This window comes from Arthrobacter cheniae (assembly GCF_003602275.1).
In the GTDB taxonomy this organism is placed as follows: Bacteria; Actinomycetota; Actinomycetes; order Actinomycetales; family Micrococcaceae; genus Arthrobacter_D; species Arthrobacter_D cheniae.
In genome coordinates, this window is sequence record NZ_QZVT01000002.1 from 131,870 (window position 1) to 151,348 (window position 19,479).

The window sequence follows — 19,479 nt, forward strand, 5'->3', positions numbered from 1 at the left end:
CCGCCTCACTGGACGGAATTTAAAGGCTGGTTGCGGTGACAAAACTATCACAGCGGCGCCTACCCCTAGGGTTGCACCATGGCTATGAACACCCCCGGACCCGGCGTCGGCGACCCCCGCCGGGAGGACCGGCACGGCTACGGACAGCAGGGACCGAACCGTGGCGGACCACAGCAGCACCAGGACTGGTGGGGCACCACGACGCTCCGCCACCACCATCCGGCACCCGCGAGGACACAGGGGCATCCGCTCCATCCCGTATGGAATCAACCGCCTCCGCGGCGTAGGGGCGTCCTCAACATCCTCCTGGTGATCGCGGCGGCGCTCGTCGTCGCCGGCGTCCTGCTCCTGCTGTCCCTCTCCCTGGGTCCCTCCGCCTTCCTGCTCTGCGGCATCCTCGCCCTCGTCCCTCTGGCCATCTGCCTCCTCGGGCTGCGCTGGATCGACCGATGGGACCCCGAACCGCGCGGGGCCCTCGTCTTCGCCTTCCTGTGGGGAGCGGGAGCCTCGGTGGTGGTGACACTGCTCCTGGGGACCTACGTGGTGGAACTGCTCGGCAGCGCGCTGACCACCACGTCTCCCGAGGTGATCGGACCCGTCCTGCAGGCACCGCTCGTGGAGGAGTTCGCCAAGGGCCTCGGTGTCCTCATCCTCGTGTACACGCGGCGCAGCCACTTCGACGGACCGGTCGACGGGATCGTCTACGCCGGAACCGTGGCGGCAGGGTTCGCCTTCACGGAGAACATCCTCTACTTCGGTTCGGCCGTCGTGGAATCGGGCAACGCCGGCGCCCTCGTGGGGGTCTTCATCCTCCGCGGCCTGTTCTCGCCCTTCGCGCACGTCATGTTCACGTCGCTCCTCGGATTCGTGCTCGGCTTCGCGCTCAGCCGCGGTGGGGGCAACGGCCGCATCCTCGGTGCCTTCGTCCTCGGACTTCTTCCCGCGATAGCGGGACACATGCTGTGGAACGGCGGCACGCTCGTGCTGTTCAACAACTTCTTCCTCTTCTACCTCGTGGTGCAGGTGCCACTGTTCATCGCCGCGGTGATCGCCGTCGTGCTCCTGCGTCGCTCCGAGCGGCGGCTGACCGAGGCGCGGCTCGGCGACTACGCGCATGCCGGCTGGTTCACCCCGGAAGAGGTGCGTATGCTCGCCACCCGGCCCGGCCGATCGCAGGCGCTCGCCTGGGCACAGTCGGTCGGGGCGAAGAACGACATGCGCGAATTCATCCGCACGGGTTCGCGGATCGCCTACACGCGCCAGCGCATGCTGGGCGGACGGAGCGACGCCGACTACGCGGCGGAGGAGCGCGCACTCCTGGATGAAGCCAGCCGGCGCCGCGCCAGGATTTTCCAGCTGGCCTCGGCCCGCTGAGTCAGGGAGTGCCCGGACCCTGCTTGCCGGAACTCAGGCGAGCAGGGTCGGCTTCAGCTGCTGCAGCCTGCCGAGGAGACCGTTGACGAACTTCGGAGACTCGTCCGTGGAGAGCATCCGGGCCAGTTCCACGGCTTCGCTGACGGCGACGCCGTCGGGGACGTCGTCGTTGTAAAGCAGTTCCCAGCTCCCGATCCGGAGGACCATGAGGTCCACTGCGGGCATGCGGTCGAGGGTCCAGCCCTGTGAATAGGTGCTCAGGAACTCGTCGATCTGCTCCTGGTGCTCCAGGACGCCCTCGACGATGTCCACCGTGTAGTCGGCGATGACCATGTCGGTCTTCTCCCGACGGGCGCGGATGACCTCGAGGGCCGGCATGTCACGCTGTGTCGACTCGAAGAGGATGTCCAGGGCCCGGCGTCGTGCCTTGCTGCGTGCGCTCACTCGTTGACGCGTCCCAGGTACTCGCCCGTCCGGGTGTCGACCTTGACCTTGGTGCCGTTACCGAGGAAGAGGGGCACCTGGATCTCGTGGCCCGTCTCGACGGTGGCGGGCTTCGTGCCGCCGGTGGAGCGGTCCCCCTGGAGACCCGGCTCGGTGTAGGTGATCTCCAGCGTCACGGACGCGGGCAGCTCGACGTACAGCGGCGAGCCCTCGTGCATGGCGATGGTGGCCATCTGGCTCTCGAGCATGAAATTCGCTGCGTTCCCGACCGTCTTGCCGGGCACGGTGATCTGGTCGTAGTCGGTGGTGTCCATGAAGACGAAGTCCTCACCGTCCTTGTACAGGTACTGGTAGTCGCGACGGTCGACGGTGGCCGTCTCGATCTTCAGCCCGGCGTTGAAGGTCTTGTCGACCACCTTGCCGGAGAGGATGTTGCGAAGCTTGGTGCGGACGAAGGCTCCACCCTTGCCAGGCTTGACGTGCTGGAATTCGAGGACGTTCCAGAGGTTGCCTTCGAGCTTGAGCACAGTGCCGTTCTTGATGTCGTTCGTGGTCGCCACAGATTCACTTTCGTCGGTTTCGCGGGTGGATGGGCCGGCCGAGGCACAGCGGGCACGCGGAGGCGCACCGAAAGTCCAGGGATCAGTCTACCCCGAGCGGCGTGCGTACCGGCCGGCCGGGACCTGCGCTGCAGTGTCAGGCCCCGCGTCCAGCTCTCAGGACGCGATCTCCTGGTAGGCGGCGAAGAGGAGTGAGGTGTCCGGTACCTCGAGCATGCCGGGGCGGCCGACGCCGTCGAGCACGACGAACCGCAGGAGGTCGCCACGCGACTTCTTGTCCCGGCGCATACCGTCCAGCAGCGCTGCCCACCGATCGCGCCGGTAGGTGACAGGCAGCCCGAGGGACTCGAGGATGCTCTTGTGGCGGTCCGCCTCCACGTCGCTGAGCCGCCCGACCATCCTGGACAGCTCGGCGGCGAAGACGAGGCCCACCGAGACCGCTGCTCCGTGGCGCCATGAGTAGCGCTCGGCGAGCTCGATGGCATGCGCCAGCGTGTGGCCGTAATTGAGGTACTCCCTGCGGCCCGACTCGCGGAGGTCCTCCGAGACCACCTCCGCCTTGACGCGGATGGCCCGCTCGATGAGGTCCCGCAGCACCGGCGAGGTGGCGTCCGTCGCCGCTGCGGTGTCCTGTTCGATGAGGTCGAGGATCGCCGGGTCGGCGATGAATCCGCACTTGACCACCTCGGCGAGCCCCGTGACGAGCTCGTTCTTCGGCAGGGTGGCCAGCGCGTCGAGGTCGACCAGGACGGCGGCGGGCGGGTGGAAGGAGCCGACGAGGTTCTTCCCCTCGGAGGTGTTGATGCCCGTCTTGCCTCCCACGGCGGCGTCGACCATGCCGAGCAGGCTGGTCGGCAGGTGGACCACCCGGACACCGCGCAGCCAGGTCGCCGCGACGAAGCCACCGAGATCGGTCACCGCGCCCCCACCGACGGTGACGACGGCGTCCGAGCGCGTGAAGTCGTTCTGGCCCAGCACCTGCCAGCAGAAGGCGGCCACCTGGATGTGCTTGCCCTCCTCGGCGTCGGGTATCTCGGCGGTGACGGCGGTGAAGCCGGCGGCGGCGAGCTCGTCGCGGACGGTATCGCCCGTGGCGCGGAGGGCCCGGGGATGGATGACCAGGACGCGCCGCACGCGTTCGCCCAGGATCGCCGGCAGCCTGCCGAGGAGGCCCCGGCCGACGACGACGTCGTAGGTGTTCTCAGGGGTGCTCCCGGTGACCGGGATGATGGTCGCTTCGTCAGTCGCCATGGGTCTGCATTCCGATCTCGTGGTTGATGTCTGTGTCCAGCGAGTCAGCCACGGTGGAGGTCTGGTCGTTCGACGTGTCCGTGGTCCGGGGTGGGGGCGCCGCAGGCAGGGCACGCAGGACGGCGTCGGCCGTGCCCCGTACGCTCAATCCGCGGCCGTCGACCACGACCGTCGCGAGCGCCGCGTAGACAGGTCGTCTCGCCGCGTACAGCTCCTGCCAGCGCTCGGCAGGCCGGCCCGCAAGCAGGGGACGCCCCGAGTCCCCGCTGATGCGGGGCAGGACGGTCGCGAGGTCCGTGTCGAGGAACACCACGACGGCGCCGGCGAGGAGTTCCTGTGTCCGGGGATGAAGCACTGCTCCCCCGCCGAGGGACACGACGACGCCGGGGACGAGCACCTCGGCGACCACCTCTGCCTCCAGGAGCCGGAAGCCCTGCTCTCCGTGCCGGGCGAAGATGTCGGCGATGGTGCCGTGCCGTTCGACGATCAGCCGGTCGGTGTCGACGAAACGCGAACCCGTGCGTTGCGCGAGCACCCTGCCCACTGCCGATTTGCCGACGGCCATCGGACCCACGAGCACCACGGGGTGGTCCCGCATCCTCAGGCTCCTGCGGAGTCCAGGAACTCCGGGATGTTCTCGAGGTAGCTGCGCATGTTCCGCGCCGTCTCGGCGAGGGAATCACCGCCGAACTTCTCGGTGACCGCCTCCGCGAGCACCAGCGCGGTCATGGCCTCGGCCACCACCCCGGCAGCAGGAACGGCACACACATCCGAACGCTGGTGGTGCGCCCGGGCCGCCGCTCCGGTGCTGACGTCGACGGTCCGCAACGCCCGGGGAACCGTGGCGATGGGCTTCATTGCGGCCCGCACGCGGAGGGCGTCACCGATACTCATACCGCCCTCGATACCGCCTGCCCTGTTGCTGGCGCGGACGATCTTGCCGGAGTCGTTCCGCAGGATCTCGTCGTGCGCGGCGGTACCGCGGCGAGCCGCGGTCTCGAACCCGTCGCCGACCTCGACGCCCTTGATGGCCTGGATGCCCATCAGGGCCGCGGCGAGCCGCGAGTCGAGGCGCCGGTCCCAATGGACGTAGCTGCCGAGTCCCGGGGGGAGTCCGTAGGCGACCACCTCGACCACACCGCCGAGCGTCTCACCCTCTTTGTGGGCCGCATCGACCTCGGCCACCATGGCGTCCGAGGTGTCCCTGTGGAAGCAGCGCAGCGGGTCGGTGTCGAGCGCGATGACGTCGCTCGGCCGGGGCAACGGCGCATCCTCGGGTACCGACACGGAGGCGATGGATACGGTGTGGCTGACCAGGCGGATGCCGAGCCCCTCGAGGAATTTGGCGGCGACCGCTCCGAGGGCCACCCGGGTGGCGGTCTCGCGGGCGCTTGCACGCTCGAGGACGGGACGTGCCTCGTCGAAGCCGTACTTCTGCATGCCCGTGAAGTCGGCATGCCCCGGACGGGGTCGGGTGAGCGGCGCGTTGCGGGCCGACGCGGCGAGTTCGGCGGAGTCCTCCTCGCCGAGGGGGTCGGCGGACATGATCTTCTCCCACTTGGGCCACTCCGTGTTGGCCACCTCGATGGCCACGGGACCGCCCTGTGTGATGCCGTGGCGGACGCCGCCGATGATCCGGACCTGATCCTGCTCGAACTTCATGCGCGCGCCGCGTCCGTAGCCGAGGCGGCGGCGCGCCAGGGCCTCCTGGATGTCACTACTCGTGATGCCCACTCCCGCGGGCATTCCCTCGATGATCCCGACCACGGCGGGGCCGTGCGATTCTCCTGCCGTCAACCAACGCAACATGGCTTCCATACTGCCATGCAGACGGCGGGCATCAGCGTCACGTCATGCGGACGGCGTCACACATCACGTCCAGCAGCGCTGCGGAGTCCTGCGCACTGTCGGGAAAAAAGAGACGCACCTGCTCCACCGCCTGGTGCAGCAGCATGTCGAGGCCGGGGACGATCGTCCCGCCGGCCCGCTGCCAGCCGGCTGCGAGGGCGCTGGGCCAGGGATCGTAGGCGACATCGAGGAGCGTCCCCCGGGTGCGGAAGCCGCTGTCCGACTCCAGCTCGAGGGCCAGTGCGTCCCCGGCATGAGGCGGAAGGGTGGAGATGACGACCTCCGCGGTCCGCACGTGCTGTCCTGCCTCGGCCCACGGCAGGAGGACGACGTCGATGCCGAGGGCCGAGCCGACGCGCAGGAGGTCGGCCGCCGCGTCCGGACGCCGGACCAGCACGCCGGCCGACGAGGCTCCCAGCCTGGCCAGACCGGCCACCGCTGCGGCAGCCGTCCCGCCGCCGCCGAGGATGACCCCGTGGCCGGGGGTGCGCACGCCGGCTGCTGTGAGGGCGTTGGCGACGCCCGCGACGTCGGTGTTGTGGCCGGTGAGCGTGGCTCCGGGCGCATCGCCGGCGACGACGACGGTGTTCACGACGCCGAGGATCGCCGCCGGTTCGGTGGAGGTGTCGACGAGGCGCGCGACGCCCGCCTTCAGCGGCATGGTGACCGACAGACCGCGCCAGCCCGGAGTCGTCCGCACTGCCATGATGAACTCCTGAAGGCCGGCCTCATCGACGTCGAAGGCCGTGTAGGAACAGTCGATGCCGAGCGCACGGTAGGCCGCCGCGTGCAGCAGCGGCGATTTGGAGTGACCGATCGGCGACCCGATGACGGCGGCCCTGAGTGCGGGCGCCGGGGTTCCGGCGGGTAGCACCTACCCGCACCGTCCGGGGTTCTCGCCGCACCAGGCATCGTACTCGGTCACGTAGCGCAGGTGCTCCGCGTACGTCTCCGAGAACTTGGTCTCGCCGGTGTCGAGGTTCACCGTGACCCAGAAATAGAAGGGGACGTCCGCCGGATTGACGGTGGCGTCGATGGCCTCGTCGCCGGGGGAACCGATCGGCCCCTTCGGCAGGCCGGGGTTCGCGTAGGTGTTGTACGGGTTGGAGGTGTCCTGCTTCTCCTCGTCGGTCAGCTGGTAGCTGCGCTTGCCGAGTCCGTAGGTGACGGAGGCGTCGGACTGGATGAAACCGCTCGTCTCCGTATTGCCAGGCGTGAGGCGGTTGTTGATGGCGCCTGCGACCGTCGCATAGTCGCCCTGCTGGGCCTCGGCCTGCACGATGCTCGCAATCGTCAGGATCCTGTACTGCTCGGCCGGGTCCGTCACGCCGTCCTCGGCGAGGCGGTCGGTCGTCGCCTTGATCATCTCGGTGACGATGTCCGTGGCCGTCGCCTCGACGTCGAAGCGGTACTCCCCCGGGTGGAGGTAGCCCTCGAGCGAGAGGGCCTCCGGCGGCAGGCCGAACTGCGTCGGGGTGGCAGCCAGGGCGTCGAACTCGGCGCGGGGAATCCCGGTGGAGGTACTGAGGATGTCAAACACTTCGCCCTGCCGCAGATCGCGGGCTACGGCGGCGTAGGAGACGAGGGAGGGATCCTCGCCGAGCAGCGCCTCGGCGGCGTCGGCAGCAGGCATCTGGAGCCGCATCTCGTACTCGCCGGGCTGGACCTCGCGGCCACCCGAGATGGCGCCCAGCGCTTCGATGAACGTCTGCGAGTCCGCGACGATGTCCGCACTCTCGAGACCGGTGCCGATGGCCAGTGCGCCCGCACCTTCGGGGACGGTGAAGACGGTCTGGTCCCCGCCCGGGCCCGCGTAATCGGTCACCTCGTTGAGGCCGAGAGCGTCCCTCAGCATCAGGGCTGCGGCGTATACGGTCCCTGCGAAGAGCAGGAGGACGACGAGCATGACCACGGTCCGCCGGAGGCGTCTGCGCTGCTTGGTCTTCGAGGACGGACGACGGGTATTGCGGCGCGACTCCTCCTGGGCAGCGAAGAACTCCTCGACGGGTTCGGAGTAGGTGTCGGCCTCATCCTCGTCGTGCCTCTCGGCGGTATGCCGGCCTTCGGCACCACGGGCGGCAGAGGAATGACGCGTACGGTTGTTCACGACTCCGGATCCCTTCTGCTCGGCGTACTGTCCTTGATATCTGGCTCCTCTGTTGGGGTCAGCAGCGGGCCCTGAGCGCCCTCTGCGTCACGCGCAGGAACCGGATCCCCCACATCCCGTCCACGTGAACGTTGCATGTCGATGGCGTGCTGGAGTATTTCGACGGCAGCCACCTGATCCACTACCTTACGATGCTCACGGCTACTCAGACCAGCCGAATGAAGCGATCGATGCGCGGACACCGTGCTCAGGCGTTCGTCGACCAGCCGTACCGGTAACGGACGGGCCTGTCGGTCGAGTTCCTGCATCACCAGGTCCGCATAGGCCCGGGCCATCTCGGCGGAGGCGCCCTCCCTGCCGCTCAGGTTCTTCGGCAGCCCGACGATGACCTGCACCGCGCCTCGCTCGATGGCTTCGCGGACGAGGATCCGCACGTCGCTGTTCCTGCGCGGATCCCTCTTCAGCGTGCGGATCGGCGTCGCGAGCAGTCCGTCCCGGTCGCATCCGGCGAGGCCTACGCGGACCTGCCCGACGTCGACACCGAGCTTCGGTCCCTGGGGGTAGGACGCCGCGACCCCGCCGGTCGTCGCTTCCCCGCCGAGGTCGGACATCGGGCCGGTCAGCGTTCGGCTACGGCCGCGCGAATGGCCGAGAGGGCATCGGGGATGCGCGCTGCATCCGAACCGCCGCCCTGCGCGACGTCGTCCTTGCCGCCGCCGCCTCCACCGAGGATCTTCGCGGCCGTCCGGACCAGCGCACCGGCCTTAACGCCTGCAGCGCGGGCGGCGTCGTTGGTCGCCACGAGGACCAGCGGGCGGTCCTGGGAGACACCGGTCGCCGCGACCACGGCGGCATCGGAGCCGAGGCGTCCGCGCAGGTCCAGCACGAGGGTCCGCAGCTCGTCCGCACCGCCGATCTCACCGGCGTCGTGCGCGATCAGGCGTACTCCGTCGACGTCCACGGCGGTGTCGACGAGCGAGGCCGCGGTGGCGGTGAGCTGTTCCTTCCTCAGGCGGTCCAGTTCCTTCTCGGCGACCTTCAGCTTGTTGAGAGTGGCCGAGAGGCGTTCCGGCAGCTGGGCCGAGGGCACCTTGAGCATGTCGGAGAGCTCCGAGACCAGGGCGCGCTCCGCCGCGAGGTGGCGGAACGCGTCGAGACCGACGAGTGCCTCGACACGCCGGTTTCCCGAGCCGACCGACTGCTCCCCGAGCAGTGTGAGGCTGCCGATGAGCGACGTCGAAGCGACGTGTGTGCCACCGCAGAGTTCGCGGGAGAAGTCCGCGTTCATCTCGACCACGCGGACCGTGTCGCCGTACGCCTCGCCGAAAAGGGCCGTCGCCCCGAGCGCCTTGGCATCGGCTAGGGACATGATCTTCGTCTCGACCTCGTAGTTGTTCCGGATGGCGATGTTGGAGACCTCCTCGATCTCCGAGCGAGCCGCGGCGCTGATGCCCTCGCCCCAGGAGAAGTCGAAGCGCAGGTACCCGGCCTTGTTGTAGGACCCGCGCTGCAGCGCCTCGGGGCCGAGGATCTCGTGCAGGGCGGCGTGGACGATGTGCGTCCCCGAGTGGGCCTGCTCCCCCGCATGGCGGCGCTGGCGGTCGACGGCGGCCGTCACGGTCGCGCCCTGAACCACCTCGCCCTCGCGGACGACGGCGTGGTGGACGCTGAGGCCCTTGACCGGGCGCTGGACGTCGAGGACCTCCACGACGAAGCCGTTCCCCGTGATGAGGCCTACGTCGGCGGCCTGGCCGCCGGCCTCGGCATAGAACGGGGTTTGGTCGAGGACGAGCTCGATCTCATCGCCCTGCAGGGCGCTGGGAATGGACTGGCCCTTGTCCAGCACGGCGATGATCGTGCCCTCCGAAGTGAGCTCGTCGTAGCCGGTGAAGACGGTCTGGCCGCGGCCGAGGAGCTCGTTGAAGACGGAGAAGTCGGCGTGGCCCGCCTTCTTGCCGCGCGCATCGGCCTGAGCACGCTGGCGCTGCTCGAGCATGAGCGACCGGAAACCGTCGGCGTCGACCGCCAGTCCAGCTTCCTCGGCCATCTCGAGGGTCAGGTCGATGGGGAAGCCGTAGGTGTCGTGGAGCGTGAAGGCGTCCTGGCCGGACAGGGGTCGCTGCTCGGAGAGGGACTCGCGGACCGCTTCCTCGAGCCGTGCCGTACCGGAGGCGATGGTGCGCAGGAACGCCTTCTCCTCGGCATAGGCGATGCGGCTGATGCGTTCGAAATCGGTGTCGACCTCGGGGTACACGCCCTTCATCGCGTCGCGGGACGCCGGAAGGAGTTCGGGCAGGCACGCCTTCTCCACGCCGAGGAGCCGCATGGCGCGGACGGCGCGGCGGATGAGGCGGCGCAGCACGTAGCCGCGGCCCTCGTTCGAGGGGCTGACCCCGTCGGCGATGAGCATCAGGGAGGAGCGGATGTGGTCGGCGACCACGCGCATCCGGACATCGTCCGTGTGGTGTGGATCAGCGGCGGACTCGGCGCTCGTGTAGGTCTTGCCGCTCAGTGCAGCCGCCCGGTCGAGCACGGGACGCACCTGGTCGGTCTCGTACATGTTCTCGACGCCCTGCAGGATCATCGCGAGGCGCTCGAGGCCGAGGCCGGTATCGATGTTCTTCTTCGGGAGCTCGCCCAGGATCTCGAAGTCGTCCTTGCCCGTGCCCTCTCCGCGCTGGTACTGCATGAAGACGAGGTTCCAGATCTCCACGTAGCGGGAGTCGTCCGCCTCGGGACCGCCGTCGACGCCGTACGCGGGTCCCCGGTCGTAGAAGATCTCGGAGCAGGGACCGGCGGGGCCGGGCTGGCCCGTCGACCAGTAGTTGTCCTTCTTGCCCATCCTCTGGATGCGGGCGGCGGGGACACCGATGCTGTCCCGCCAGATCTTCAGCGCTTCCTCGTCCTCGTGGTAGACGGTGATCCAGAGCCTCTCGGCGGGGAGGCCGAAACCGCCGTCGGCGACGTCGCTGGTGAGCAGGTTCCAGGCAAGGCGGATGGCCTCGGCCTTGAAGTAGTCACCGAAGGAGAAGTTGCCGCACATCTGGAAGAAGGTGCCGTGCCGGGCGGTCCTGCCGACCTCCTCGATGTCGCCGGTGCGGATGCACTTCTGGACGCTCGTCGCCCGGTCGTAGGGGGCTACCTCCCGCGCGGTCAGGTACGGGATGAAGGGAACCATCCCGGCCACGGTGAACAGGAGCGAAGGATCGGAGGAGACCAGCGACGCCGACGGCACGACCGTGTGCCCGTTCTTCTCGAAGTAGCTCAGCCAGCGGCTGGCGATCTCGTGGGACCTCATGGTGGCACATCCTTCAGTGGTTGGTCGGAGCGCCGGCGAGGAAGGCATCGGCAGCGGAATTCCTGCTGCCGCCGCTCCCTGTCCGGGTGCGCCGTCGTTCGGTGGCGCTGCGCAGGCCGGCTCCCGGCTCGCGCCGCAGGATATCCGGGCGGAGACTCGACGCGGGTACGACGATGGGTGGTGCTGTTGGCCTAGCGGAGGGACCGACGGGACGATGGAACGGCGCCCGCTGCCGTCTCCGGAGCGACAGGGGCGGTAGCTCCGGGTAGCTCGACGCCGAGGGCGGCCCGCAGGTCGGTCTCGCGCTCCGCCATCGCCGAGCGCAGGGCATCGGCGAAGTCACTGATGCTGTCGCTGATCTGCCCGACGGCGCGGTTCAGGCCCTCGGGCCCGAGGGTCGACTTGGCCTGGGACACCTTACGGACGGCGACGACGCCGATGGTGATGCCGGCTGCCAGCCAGAAAGCTCTTCTGATCATCGTTGTCTCCGGTTCGTTGGGGGGCTAGCGGCTGCGACGTCGGCGTGCAGGCGAGGTGCGGCCGCCGAGGGCCGTGCGGACGCCGTAGGAGAAGGCCGAGACCTTGATGAGCGGAGAACCGATCGTGGCGGCGATGAGCGACGACAGCGCGGAGATGTTGGCCGAGGCGTCGGAGACGTTGGAGGTGATCCCGTCGACGGTCCTGAGCTGCTGGTGCGTGGTGCTCACGGTGCTGGTGACCTCCTCGATCAGCGGCGTCGTCTCGTCGGTGACGGTGCGGATGGCCTTGCGCAGCTCGTCGAACACGCGGCCGAGCTTCCAGATCGGAACTGCCAGCAGCAGGACCAGGACGGCGAACATGCCAGCAGCTATCAGGCCCGCAATATCTCCACCTGACATGGGCGGTCTCCTTTACGCAGGGGTGCACCGCCTCGACGGTGGCATGGGAATTCTTGCTGTTAGTACCTTACAGAACGAAGAGCCCGCGGCGGGTGCCGCGGGCTCTTCGTACGCACTTCTCGCTGGGTCCCGGTGGATTGCTCCGCCGGGCGGAGCGGCTAGCGTGCGTAGTACTCGACGACGAGCTGCTCTTCGCAGGTCACAGGGACCTCGGAGCGCTTCGGGCGGCGCACGAGGCGGGCCTGGAGCTTGTCGAGCTGCACGTCCAGGTAGCCCGGAACGGCGGGCAGGACGTCGCGGTGCGCACCGGCAGCCGCAACCTGCAGCGGAACCATGGTCTCGCTGCGGCGGTGGACGTGGATGAGCTGGCCTTCGGCCACGCGGAACGACGGGCGGTCTACGCGGCCGCCGTCGACCATGATGTGACGGTGCACGACGAGCTGGCGGGCCTGGGCGATCGTACGGGCGAACCCGGAACGGAGCACGAGGGCGTCGAGGCGCATCTCGAGCAGTTCGATCAGGTTCTCACCGGTCAGACCCGAGGTGCGTCGGGCTTCCTCGAAGACACGGGTCATCTGTGCCTCGCGGATGCCGTACTGGGCGCGCAGGCGCTGCTTTTCGCGCAGGCGTACTGCGTAGTCGCTGTCCTGCTTGCGACGCGCGCGGCCGTGCTGGCCCGGCGCGTAGGGCCGACGCTCGAGGTACTTCTCGGCCTTCGGGGTCAGGGCAATGCCGAGGGCTCGCGAGATGCGGACCTTCCGGCGGGCACGTGTGTTGTTAGCCACGTTTACCTTTCGATGTTTTTCGCGGCGAAGAAACGGGAAATGCCACGAGGGCATCCGCACTTCCTGGTGTCGCTGGCCTCCACTTGCGGAGAGCCGGGATTGGCCGCTTCCCGGTACTACAGTCCGCCGCGACCCTGGCTTCCGCCCGCGTTCAGCAGCAGGGAACCTGCTGGAGGAAGCGGAGGGAGGCTGGTACACGACGACTTGCCAGTCAGCGGTCAATGCTAGCAGTCGGGCGCTTCAGGGCCGAATCACGCTTCGGCTCCGGAGCGGAGGGACCGGGCGCCGCCTACTTCCCGCGGATGATCCTGCGCAGCCGGGTCAGGCGGGAGGAGATGTCCCGCTCGGCTCCCCTGTCCGTCGGCTCGTAGTAGTCCCGTCCCACCAGGTCGTCGGGCGCGTACTGCTGGAGTGCGATCCCGTGTGGCTCGTCGTGGGAGTACACATAACCCTTGCCGTGCCCGAGCTGCGATGCTCCCGGATAGTGGGCGTCCCGCAGATGGGCAGGGATGCCCTGACCGCGCCCCGCCCGTACGTCGGCGATGGCCGCGTTGATCCCGTTGTAGGCGGCATTCGATTTCGGCGCGGTGGCGATGTGCACCACCGCCTCGGCAAGGATGATGCGGGCTTCGGGCATACCGACGAGCTGCACCGCCTGGGCAGCGGCGACGGCGGTCTGGAGGGCGGTGGGGTCGGCCATCCCGACGTCCTCCGACGCGGAGATCATGAGCCGGCGGGCGATGAACCGCGGGTCCTCCCCCGCCTCGAGCATCCTGGCGACATAGTGCAGGGCGGCGTCCACGTCGGAGCCACGGAGCGACTTGATGAAGGCGCTCGCGACGTCGTAGTGCTGGTCCCCGGCGCGGTCGTAGCGCAGGGCGGCGACATCCACCGCCTTCTCGGCGTGCTCGAGAGTGACCAGCACGGGCAGGGTGACGTGTTCCTCGCCGTCCCCGCTGTCCTCGTCGCGTTCTTCCCGGCCGGCGTAGGGGTCGTGCGGTTGCGGAGGCTGCTCGGACTGGGCTACCCCGGCCGCGGCCTCAAGGGCCGTCAGTCCACGCCGTGCATCGCCTGCAGCGAGGCGGACGAGGTGCTCGAGCGCTTCCTCCGACACCTCCACCGTTCCCGCGAGGCCGCGTCCGTCGTCGACGGCGCGCTGCAGGAGGTTCCTGATATCCGACTCATCGAGCGGCCGCAGCGTCTGCAGGAGCGACCGCGAGAGCAGCGGTGACACCACGGAGAAGGACGGATTCTCGGTGGTTGCGGCGATGAGCACCACCCAGCCGTTCTCCACCCCGGGCAGCAGCGCATCCTGCTGTGCCTTGTTGAACCGGTGGATCTCATCGAGGAACAGCACGGTGGTCTGCCGGTAGAGGTCGCGCGTGGTCAGCGCCTCGTCCATCACGCGGCGGACGTCCTTCACGCCGGCTGTGATGGCGGACAGTTCGACGAATGTCCGGCCCTGCCCCCGCGCGATCACGTGCGCGAGCGTCGTCTTGCCGGTTCCGGGCGGACCCCACAGGATTACGGACGACGGCGCCGCGTGGGCCCCCGGATCATCCTCTCCGGCGAGCGTCCTCAGCGGTGATCCCCGCCCGAGCAGGTGCTGCTGACCGACGACCTCGTCGAGGCTGCGGGGCCGCATCCGCACCGCGAGGGGGCTGCGGGGCCGCACGACGCCCGAGGAACGGCCGCCGCCGGGTGCCGCATGATCCGACGCGTCGTCCTCCGCTGCAGCACTGAAGAGATCATTCACAGCGTCAACGTTACTGCGGGGCGCCGACGGCCCCGGTACGGTGGAGTCGCAGCACGTGGCACGGTCCCGTGAACCGACGATTCACCGACGAACGGACGAGACCCATGCCCTCCACAAGGTCGGTCCTCGTCGAGGCGCACCGCCTCGACGGGTGGCTCGCACGATTCGGTGAGCGCAACGGCGCCTACACCGTCGAACCCGATGGAGAGCGGGCCGACGGCTCGATCAGGCTCGCCGCCGTGAACGGCTGCACAGCCGTCCTCGCCCCACCGCTCCCCGTCAGAGCCCGGAGTCCCCGTGAGCCGGCGGGCGCCCCTGCCGCATCGGACCAGCGCGCACTGGGGGAACACCTGCTGTCGGGCGTCGATCCCTCGGCCACGGTGGGCTTGCTCCTCATCCGCCGTGGCGGGTACTCCGTCGGAATCTCCCGTGGGGGGACGGTGGTGGCCTCGAAGACCGGAACGCGCTACGTCCAGGGCAAGACGGCCGCCGGAGGCTGGTCCCAGCAGCGGTTCGCCCGACGTCGGGCCAACCAGGCCGATGCGCTCGTGGAGGAGACTGCGGCACGGGCCGCGAAGCTGTATGCCGCGGACCCGCCGTCGCTCCTTCAACTCGGTGGCGACAGGGCCCTGGCCACTGGCACCCTCGGCGAATCGGCGCTGAAAGCCTACGCACACCTGCCGCAGGTACCGTTCCTGACCGTGCCGGATCCCCGCTTCGCCGTCCTCAAGGAAGCAGCGCGGTCGGCGCTGTCGGTCCGGATCACCGTGACCGACCCACCTCCCGGTGCCGTCTGAGCGGACCTAGGGCGGCCTGCGATCGCATCACCCTTTGATGCGGCCGTCCCCAGGGCGGATGCTCCGTGCGTCAGGATCAGGTCGTCTTGCGGATGAGGGCGAGGTACATCGCATCGGTGCCATGGACGTGCGGCCAGAGCTGGGCGGTCGTCCCATGGCCTGCTCCCAGCGCTCCCCCGATGCTGACGGAATCGAGCGCGGAGCCCGCGTCCAGCCGCTCGAACCCGGTGCGCCTGCGCAGGCAGTCGTCGACGACCGCATCCGTCTCCGCGTGGTGCGGCGAGCAGGTCACGTAGGCGACGACACCGCCGGGCGCGACAGCGTCCAGGGCGGAGGCGAGCAGCTCCCGCTGGAGGGGCGCAAGGGACACGAGATCGGTCGGGGTCCTGCGCCAGCGCGATTCCGGGCGACGCCGGAGAGCGCCCAGCCCCGTGCATGGCGCGTCGACCAGCACACGGTCGAAGCTGTCCGGCTGGTCCTGCCCGACGGCGCGCCCGTCGCCGACCTGGACGGTCCACGAATCCTCCGGCAGGGGTCGCAGTGCCTGGCGTACCAGCTGGGCACGGTGGGGCACCGGCTCGATCGCGGTGAGGTGGACGCCGGCGTCCTGGCCGATCGCCGCGAGCAGCGCCGTCTTCCCGCCCGGGCCGGCGCACAGATCGAGCCACTGTTCGGGTCCCTGCCCGCGGCGCTCCCCGAGATCGACGGCGGCCAGAGCGCGAGCCACCAGCTGGGAGCCCGAATCCTGCACGCGGACGGTGCCGGTCGAGATTCCGGGGAGGCGGCTGACGTCACCGCCCGAGTAGTACGCCGAGCCCTCCGCCAATCGTCCCGGCTCGGCCCCTTCGGCCAGAGCGTCGTCAAGCGTCGCCAGTCCCGGCAGTGCCACGAGGTGCACCATTGGGGCTGCGTTGTCCGCGGCCAGGAGCGCGTCGATCTCGGCAACGTCGCGCCCATGCGCGACGAGCGCCTGTCGCAGGGCCCGGACGATCCACTCGGGGTGGCTGTGCGTCAGGGCTGCGATCGCCGTCGCGTCCGTCAATCCCTCGGTGATCTCGCTGATCCAGCCACCGAGGTCGCGTGCGGTCACCTTCCGCAGGACGGCGTTGACGAGCGACGACGGTCCCGCGCCGATCACTGCGCGGACGAGTCCGACGGTCTGGTCGAGTGCTGCGTGGGCGGGCACGCGCATCGCGAGGATCTGGTGGACGCCGATCCGCAGAGCATCGAGCACTGCGGGGTCCAGCTGGTCGAGCGGCCTGTCCACGCAGCGGGCGAGCACCGCATCGTAGGTCCCCTGGCCGCGGAGGGCGCCGTAGGTCAGCTCGGTGGCGAAACCGGCGTCCCGACGGTCGAGCCGATGCTTCCGGATGCTCGTCGGCAGGACCAGGTTCGCGTAGGCGTCCTCGGCCGCGACGGCGCGCAGCACCTCGAACGCCACGAGACGGGCGGGATCGGCCCGACGGGTGCGCTGGGACGGTGAGGCCTGGGAGAACTGACGCTCACCACCCCGGTTGCGCTCCCGGCCCTGCTCATTTCGACGGCGGCCGCCGCCCTGTCCTCCACCTGTCCCGGCTGACCGGTCCGGGGTTCCTGAACCAGTCCCCTGTCCCTGCCGCGGGGTACCGCGTCCACGGGACACGTCGCCCGCTCCTGGGGTCTCACTCATTCGAACACCAGCTCTCCGCGCGCTGCCGCGCCTCGTGCCCAATCGAGGGCACCCATCATCTTCTTGCCTGCGGGTTGGAGCTGTCCGAGCTCTACGGGCTCGGTACCCGTCCCCACGAGGACGGCGCGCCCCTGCACGCGGACGGTCCCGGGCGACAGCACCACGCGCTGGAGGTCGCTCACCCCCTCCGCCACCTCTCCGTCCGCGGTCGTTTCGGCGAGGCCGAGGTCAGCTGACAGGAGGGCCACGGGTGCAAGCTTCACGCGCTGCCCGTCGAGGGTCGTCCAGGCTCCCGGCTCGGGGGTGACCGCGTTGATGCGGCGCCGCACGGCGCCTGCGGGCTGCAGCCAGTCGATGCGGGCGTCGTCGATCGTGAGTTTGGGTGCGAGGCTCGGCTCGCCCGTCTGGGGAGTGGCGGTCACCTGCCCGGCATCGATGCCGGAGAGGGTCTGCACGAGCAGCACGGCACCGCTGTGGGACAGCCGCTCGAGGACTTCCCCGCTCGTCGCGGAGGGATCCAGGGACTCGGTCATGACGCCGAAGACGGGCCCGGTGTCGAGCCCCTCCTCGAGAAGGAAGGTGGAGGCGCCGATCACGTCGTCCCCGGCGAGCACGGCATGCTGGACAGGAGCCGCGCCCCGCCAGGCCGGAAGGACGGAGAAGTGCAGATTGATCCATCCGTGGCGCGGTATCTCCAGCCCGGCCGGCGGCACGATACCGCCGTAGGCGACGATCGCCGCTGCATCCAGCCGGAGTGTGCCGAGTCGGGTGATGAGGTCAGGAGTGAACCGGTTGGCCTTGAGGACCGGGAGCCCGAGCTCGTCTGCTGCTGCTGCGACCGGGCTCTGCGTGAGCACCCGCCTGCGTCCGAGCGGCGCGTCCACGCGCGTGAGCACGGCGACGACGTCGAACCCTGCCTCCACCAGTGCACGCAGCGAGGGCACCGCGACCTCGGGCGTGCCCGCGAAGAGGATCCTCATCAGCGAGCCCTGCCCAGGGAGCCGTTGCGGCGACCGGCGGGCGGGGCGGCGCCGGCGATGAAGCTCGACCCGAGTGAGCGGGAGCGCTCGGCCGCGGTGCGGGACGTCACGCGGTTGTAGTCCGCACTCCTGATGGCCCTGAGCGCGTTCTTGCGATCCTCCCCCTCGAGCCGATCGATGTAGAGGGTCCCCCTGAGGTGATCGGTCTCGTGCTGCAGCGCTCGCGCCAGCATGCCCGTCCCCTCGACCACGATCTCCTCGCCCGCGAGATTCCTGCCGGTGACGCGCGCCCAATCCGTCCGGTCGACGAAGCTGCCGAGTCCCGGCACGGACAGGCAACCCTCGACGTCGGACTCACCCTGCGACGCGCCGCCGACCTCCAGTACGGGGTTCACCACGTGTCCCTGGTCACCGTCCACCCGGTACGTGAAGACCTGGAGCCCGATTCCCACCTGGGGTGCCGCGAGACCGGCGCCCTGTACGTCGATCATCGTCTCGGTCATGTCGTCGATCAGACGGGCCAGCTCGGGACCGAACTCGGTGACCTCGGCCGCCGGAGTACGGAGGATGGGATCTCCGATCATGCGAATACTCAGGACGGCCATCGGTGCTCAGTTCCTCGTTTCGATCACAGGGGCGCGGTGCGCTGGAGGGGCTTGGATTCCACCCGCGCGCCGGAAACGACCGCGAGACTCCCGTCAATCCTAGTGCCGCGGGCCGGATCCAACCCCGTCGTGCTTCAGGCGGGCAGTGCCGGTTCAGCACGACCGGCCGACCCCGTGGCCCCGCTGGACCCCGCCGTACCATCCTGTCCGTCCCTCGAAGGTGGCGGGCCGATGGGCAGCAATGCCCGGCCGGCCTCCTCTGCCTCCAGACCGGCCTCCCACGCTCGCCGCAGTGCACAGAATCGAAGCCAGTGATTCCTGAGCACCGCCGGATTGGCACGCATAGCCCGCACCTCGGTCTGCCCGACTGCCACGCCCAGGAGGAGGGGCTGGTCACCGTGCGCCCACGGTCGCCATTCACCCTTCTGCGGGTCGACGACGGATTCCTCGGCCTTCATGCCGGCCACGAGTTGCATGACGACCTTGTCATCGAGGGCCTTCACAAATCCGTCGCGGTCGGTGTTCTTCGTCTTGTAGTCGATCAGGCAGGTCCGTCCGCCGATCGTCGCTACGAGGTCCAGGGTGCCGGCATACCCGAGTTCCGCGTTCCACACGGTCAGCTCGGGTTCCACGGGACGGACGTCGTACAGGTTCCACCATTCGTCGAAGCGCTGTGCGAAGCCTGCCTCGCCGTTCTCCTCGAGGGCCAGGCGGGCGGACTCCAGGTCCTCGGGACGGCCCAGCGCCCGCAATGCCACCTGTTCACAGTAATGATGCACCCGGGTACCGCGCTGGGCTGCCTCGTCGCGATACCGCTCGGCGGCCGACGCCGCGTCCCTCACGGTGCTTCGCAACTCCGCGGGGTTGCCCAGGGCACCCGGCAGACGCGGATCCTTCGAGAGTGCGGTCGCGGCCATGTGGCCGAACCACCCGCCGAGGGAGCTCGGCAATTGCGAGATGACGGTGGTGATCGACGGTACGGAGGGTTGCTCCGAGGTGGAGCGGGCGTACATCCTGCCGTGGGGTGTCGCGTGTGCAAGGAGCGGGGCGGTCATGGAATCAGTCTGTCAGCTACCTCTGACAGCCTTGTGCCGTGGGCGCCGCCGGGAAGCACGCAGGTGCCGGCC

Annotated in this window: 19 protein-coding genes; 2 read left to right on the forward strand and 17 right to left on the reverse strand. The window is 69.4% G+C overall.

What is annotated here, in order from left to right; translation table 11 throughout:
- Nucleotides 1-78 precede the first annotated feature (78 nt).
- Nucleotides 79-1,374 carry a PrsW family intramembrane metalloprotease gene (locus D6T63_RS03845; protein WP_120147723.1) on the forward strand — a complete coding sequence of 432 codons (1,296 nt, stop codon included), beginning with the start codon at nucleotides 79-81 and terminating at the stop codon, nucleotides 1,372-1,374.
- Between the two features lie 33 nt (nucleotides 1,375-1,407).
- On the opposite strand, the gene nusB is transcribed toward D6T63_RS03845, so the two are convergent.
- From nusB to D6T63_RS03910, 13 genes are all read right to left on the reverse strand, one after another.
- Nucleotides 1,408-1,818 (reverse strand): transcription antitermination factor NusB, encoded by a 411-nt coding sequence (gene nusB, locus D6T63_RS03850; protein ID WP_120147724.1) that lies wholly within the window; start codon nucleotides 1,816-1,818, stop codon nucleotides 1,408-1,410.
- Nucleotides 1,815-2,378: an elongation factor P gene (gene efp, locus D6T63_RS03855; RefSeq protein ID WP_055771376.1), complete on the reverse strand. Its 564-nt coding sequence runs from the start codon at nucleotides 2,376-2,378 to the stop codon at nucleotides 1,815-1,817. The genes nusB and efp overlap by 4 nt, the downstream gene beginning before the upstream one ends.
- Nucleotides 2,379-2,534: 156 nt before the next feature.
- On the reverse strand, nucleotides 2,535-3,629 hold the full coding sequence (aroB, locus tag D6T63_RS03860) for a 3-dehydroquinate synthase (protein WP_120147725.1): 1,095 nt from the start codon (nucleotides 3,627-3,629) through the stop codon (nucleotides 2,535-2,537).
- A complete protein-coding gene (locus tag D6T63_RS03865) occupies nucleotides 3,619-4,227 on the reverse strand; it encodes a shikimate kinase (protein WP_120147726.1) in 609 nt (202 codons plus the stop codon). Before D6T63_RS03865 ends, aroB begins: the two co-directional genes overlap by 11 nt.
- 2 nt (nucleotides 4,228-4,229) lie before the next feature.
- Entirely contained in the window at nucleotides 4,230-5,438 is a 1,209-nt protein-coding gene (aroC, locus tag D6T63_RS03870) for a chorismate synthase (protein ID WP_120147727.1), read from the reverse strand.
- A 37-nt stretch (nucleotides 5,439-5,475) separates the two neighbouring features.
- Complete coding sequence (locus D6T63_RS03875) at nucleotides 5,476-6,351, reverse strand: shikimate dehydrogenase (protein WP_120147728.1); 876 nt, start codon at nucleotides 6,349-6,351, stop codon at nucleotides 5,476-5,478.
- Entirely contained in the window at nucleotides 6,352-7,584 is a 1,233-nt protein-coding gene (mltG, locus tag D6T63_RS03880; RefSeq protein WP_120147729.1) for an endolytic transglycosylase MltG, read from the reverse strand.
- Nucleotides 7,581-8,195: a Holliday junction resolvase RuvX gene (ruvX, locus tag D6T63_RS03885; RefSeq protein WP_120147730.1), complete on the reverse strand. Its 615-nt coding sequence runs from the start codon at nucleotides 8,193-8,195 to the stop codon at nucleotides 7,581-7,583. The genes mltG and ruvX overlap by 4 nt, the downstream gene beginning before the upstream one ends.
- Before the next feature lie 8 nt (nucleotides 8,196-8,203).
- The gene (gene alaS, locus D6T63_RS03890; RefSeq protein ID WP_120147731.1) at nucleotides 8,204-10,882 is read right to left on the reverse strand and encodes an alanine--tRNA ligase; all 2,679 of its coding nucleotides are present in this window, start codon (nucleotides 10,880-10,882) and stop codon (nucleotides 8,204-8,206) included.
- 191 nt (nucleotides 10,883-11,073) lie between these two features.
- A complete protein-coding gene (locus tag D6T63_RS03895; protein ID WP_220725873.1) occupies nucleotides 11,074-11,361 on the reverse strand; it encodes a DUF6167 family protein in 288 nt (95 codons plus the stop codon).
- Between the two features lie 24 nt (nucleotides 11,362-11,385).
- On the reverse strand, nucleotides 11,386-11,760 hold the full coding sequence (locus D6T63_RS03900; RefSeq protein WP_120147732.1) for a DUF948 domain-containing protein: 375 nt from the start codon (nucleotides 11,758-11,760) through the stop codon (nucleotides 11,386-11,388).
- Nucleotides 11,761-11,918: 158 nt separating this feature from the next.
- A complete protein-coding gene (gene rpsD / locus D6T63_RS03905; RefSeq protein ID WP_120147733.1) occupies nucleotides 11,919-12,545 on the reverse strand; it encodes a 30S ribosomal protein S4 in 627 nt (208 codons plus the stop codon).
- A 289-nt stretch (nucleotides 12,546-12,834) separates the two neighbouring features.
- Nucleotides 12,835-14,301, reverse strand: a complete 1,467-nt coding sequence (locus D6T63_RS03910; protein ID WP_120147734.1) for a replication-associated recombination protein A — start codon at nucleotides 14,299-14,301, stop codon at nucleotides 12,835-12,837.
- 104 nt (nucleotides 14,302-14,405) lie between these two features.
- On the opposite strand from D6T63_RS03910, the gene D6T63_RS03915 reads away from it, so the two are divergent.
- Nucleotides 14,406-15,098 (forward strand): acVLRF1 family peptidyl-tRNA hydrolase, encoded by a 693-nt coding sequence (locus D6T63_RS03915; protein WP_120147735.1) that lies wholly within the window; start codon nucleotides 14,406-14,408, stop codon nucleotides 15,096-15,098.
- Between the two features lie 76 nt (nucleotides 15,099-15,174).
- Here D6T63_RS03915 and D6T63_RS03920 read toward each other — a convergent pair whose 3' ends face one another.
- The 4 genes from D6T63_RS03920 to D6T63_RS03935 form a co-directional block, all read right to left on the reverse strand.
- Complete coding sequence (locus tag D6T63_RS03920; protein WP_120147736.1) at nucleotides 15,175-16,767, reverse strand: RsmB/NOP family class I SAM-dependent RNA methyltransferase; 1,593 nt, start codon at nucleotides 16,765-16,767, stop codon at nucleotides 15,175-15,177.
- Nucleotides 16,764-17,747: a methionyl-tRNA formyltransferase gene (locus D6T63_RS03925; protein WP_120147737.1), complete on the reverse strand. Its 984-nt coding sequence runs from the start codon at nucleotides 17,745-17,747 to the stop codon at nucleotides 16,764-16,766. The genes D6T63_RS03920 and D6T63_RS03925 overlap by 4 nt, the downstream gene beginning before the upstream one ends.
- Nucleotides 17,747-18,352, reverse strand: coding sequence for a peptide deformylase (gene def, locus D6T63_RS03930; protein WP_120147738.1), 606 nt, complete (start codon nucleotides 18,350-18,352; stop codon nucleotides 17,747-17,749). Before def ends, D6T63_RS03925 begins: the two co-directional genes overlap by 1 nt.
- A 134-nt stretch (nucleotides 18,353-18,486) precedes the next feature.
- A complete protein-coding gene (locus D6T63_RS03935) occupies nucleotides 18,487-19,407 on the reverse strand; it encodes a cytochrome (RefSeq protein WP_235830542.1) in 921 nt (306 codons plus the stop codon).
- Between the last annotated feature and the right edge of the window lie 72 nt (nucleotides 19,408-19,479).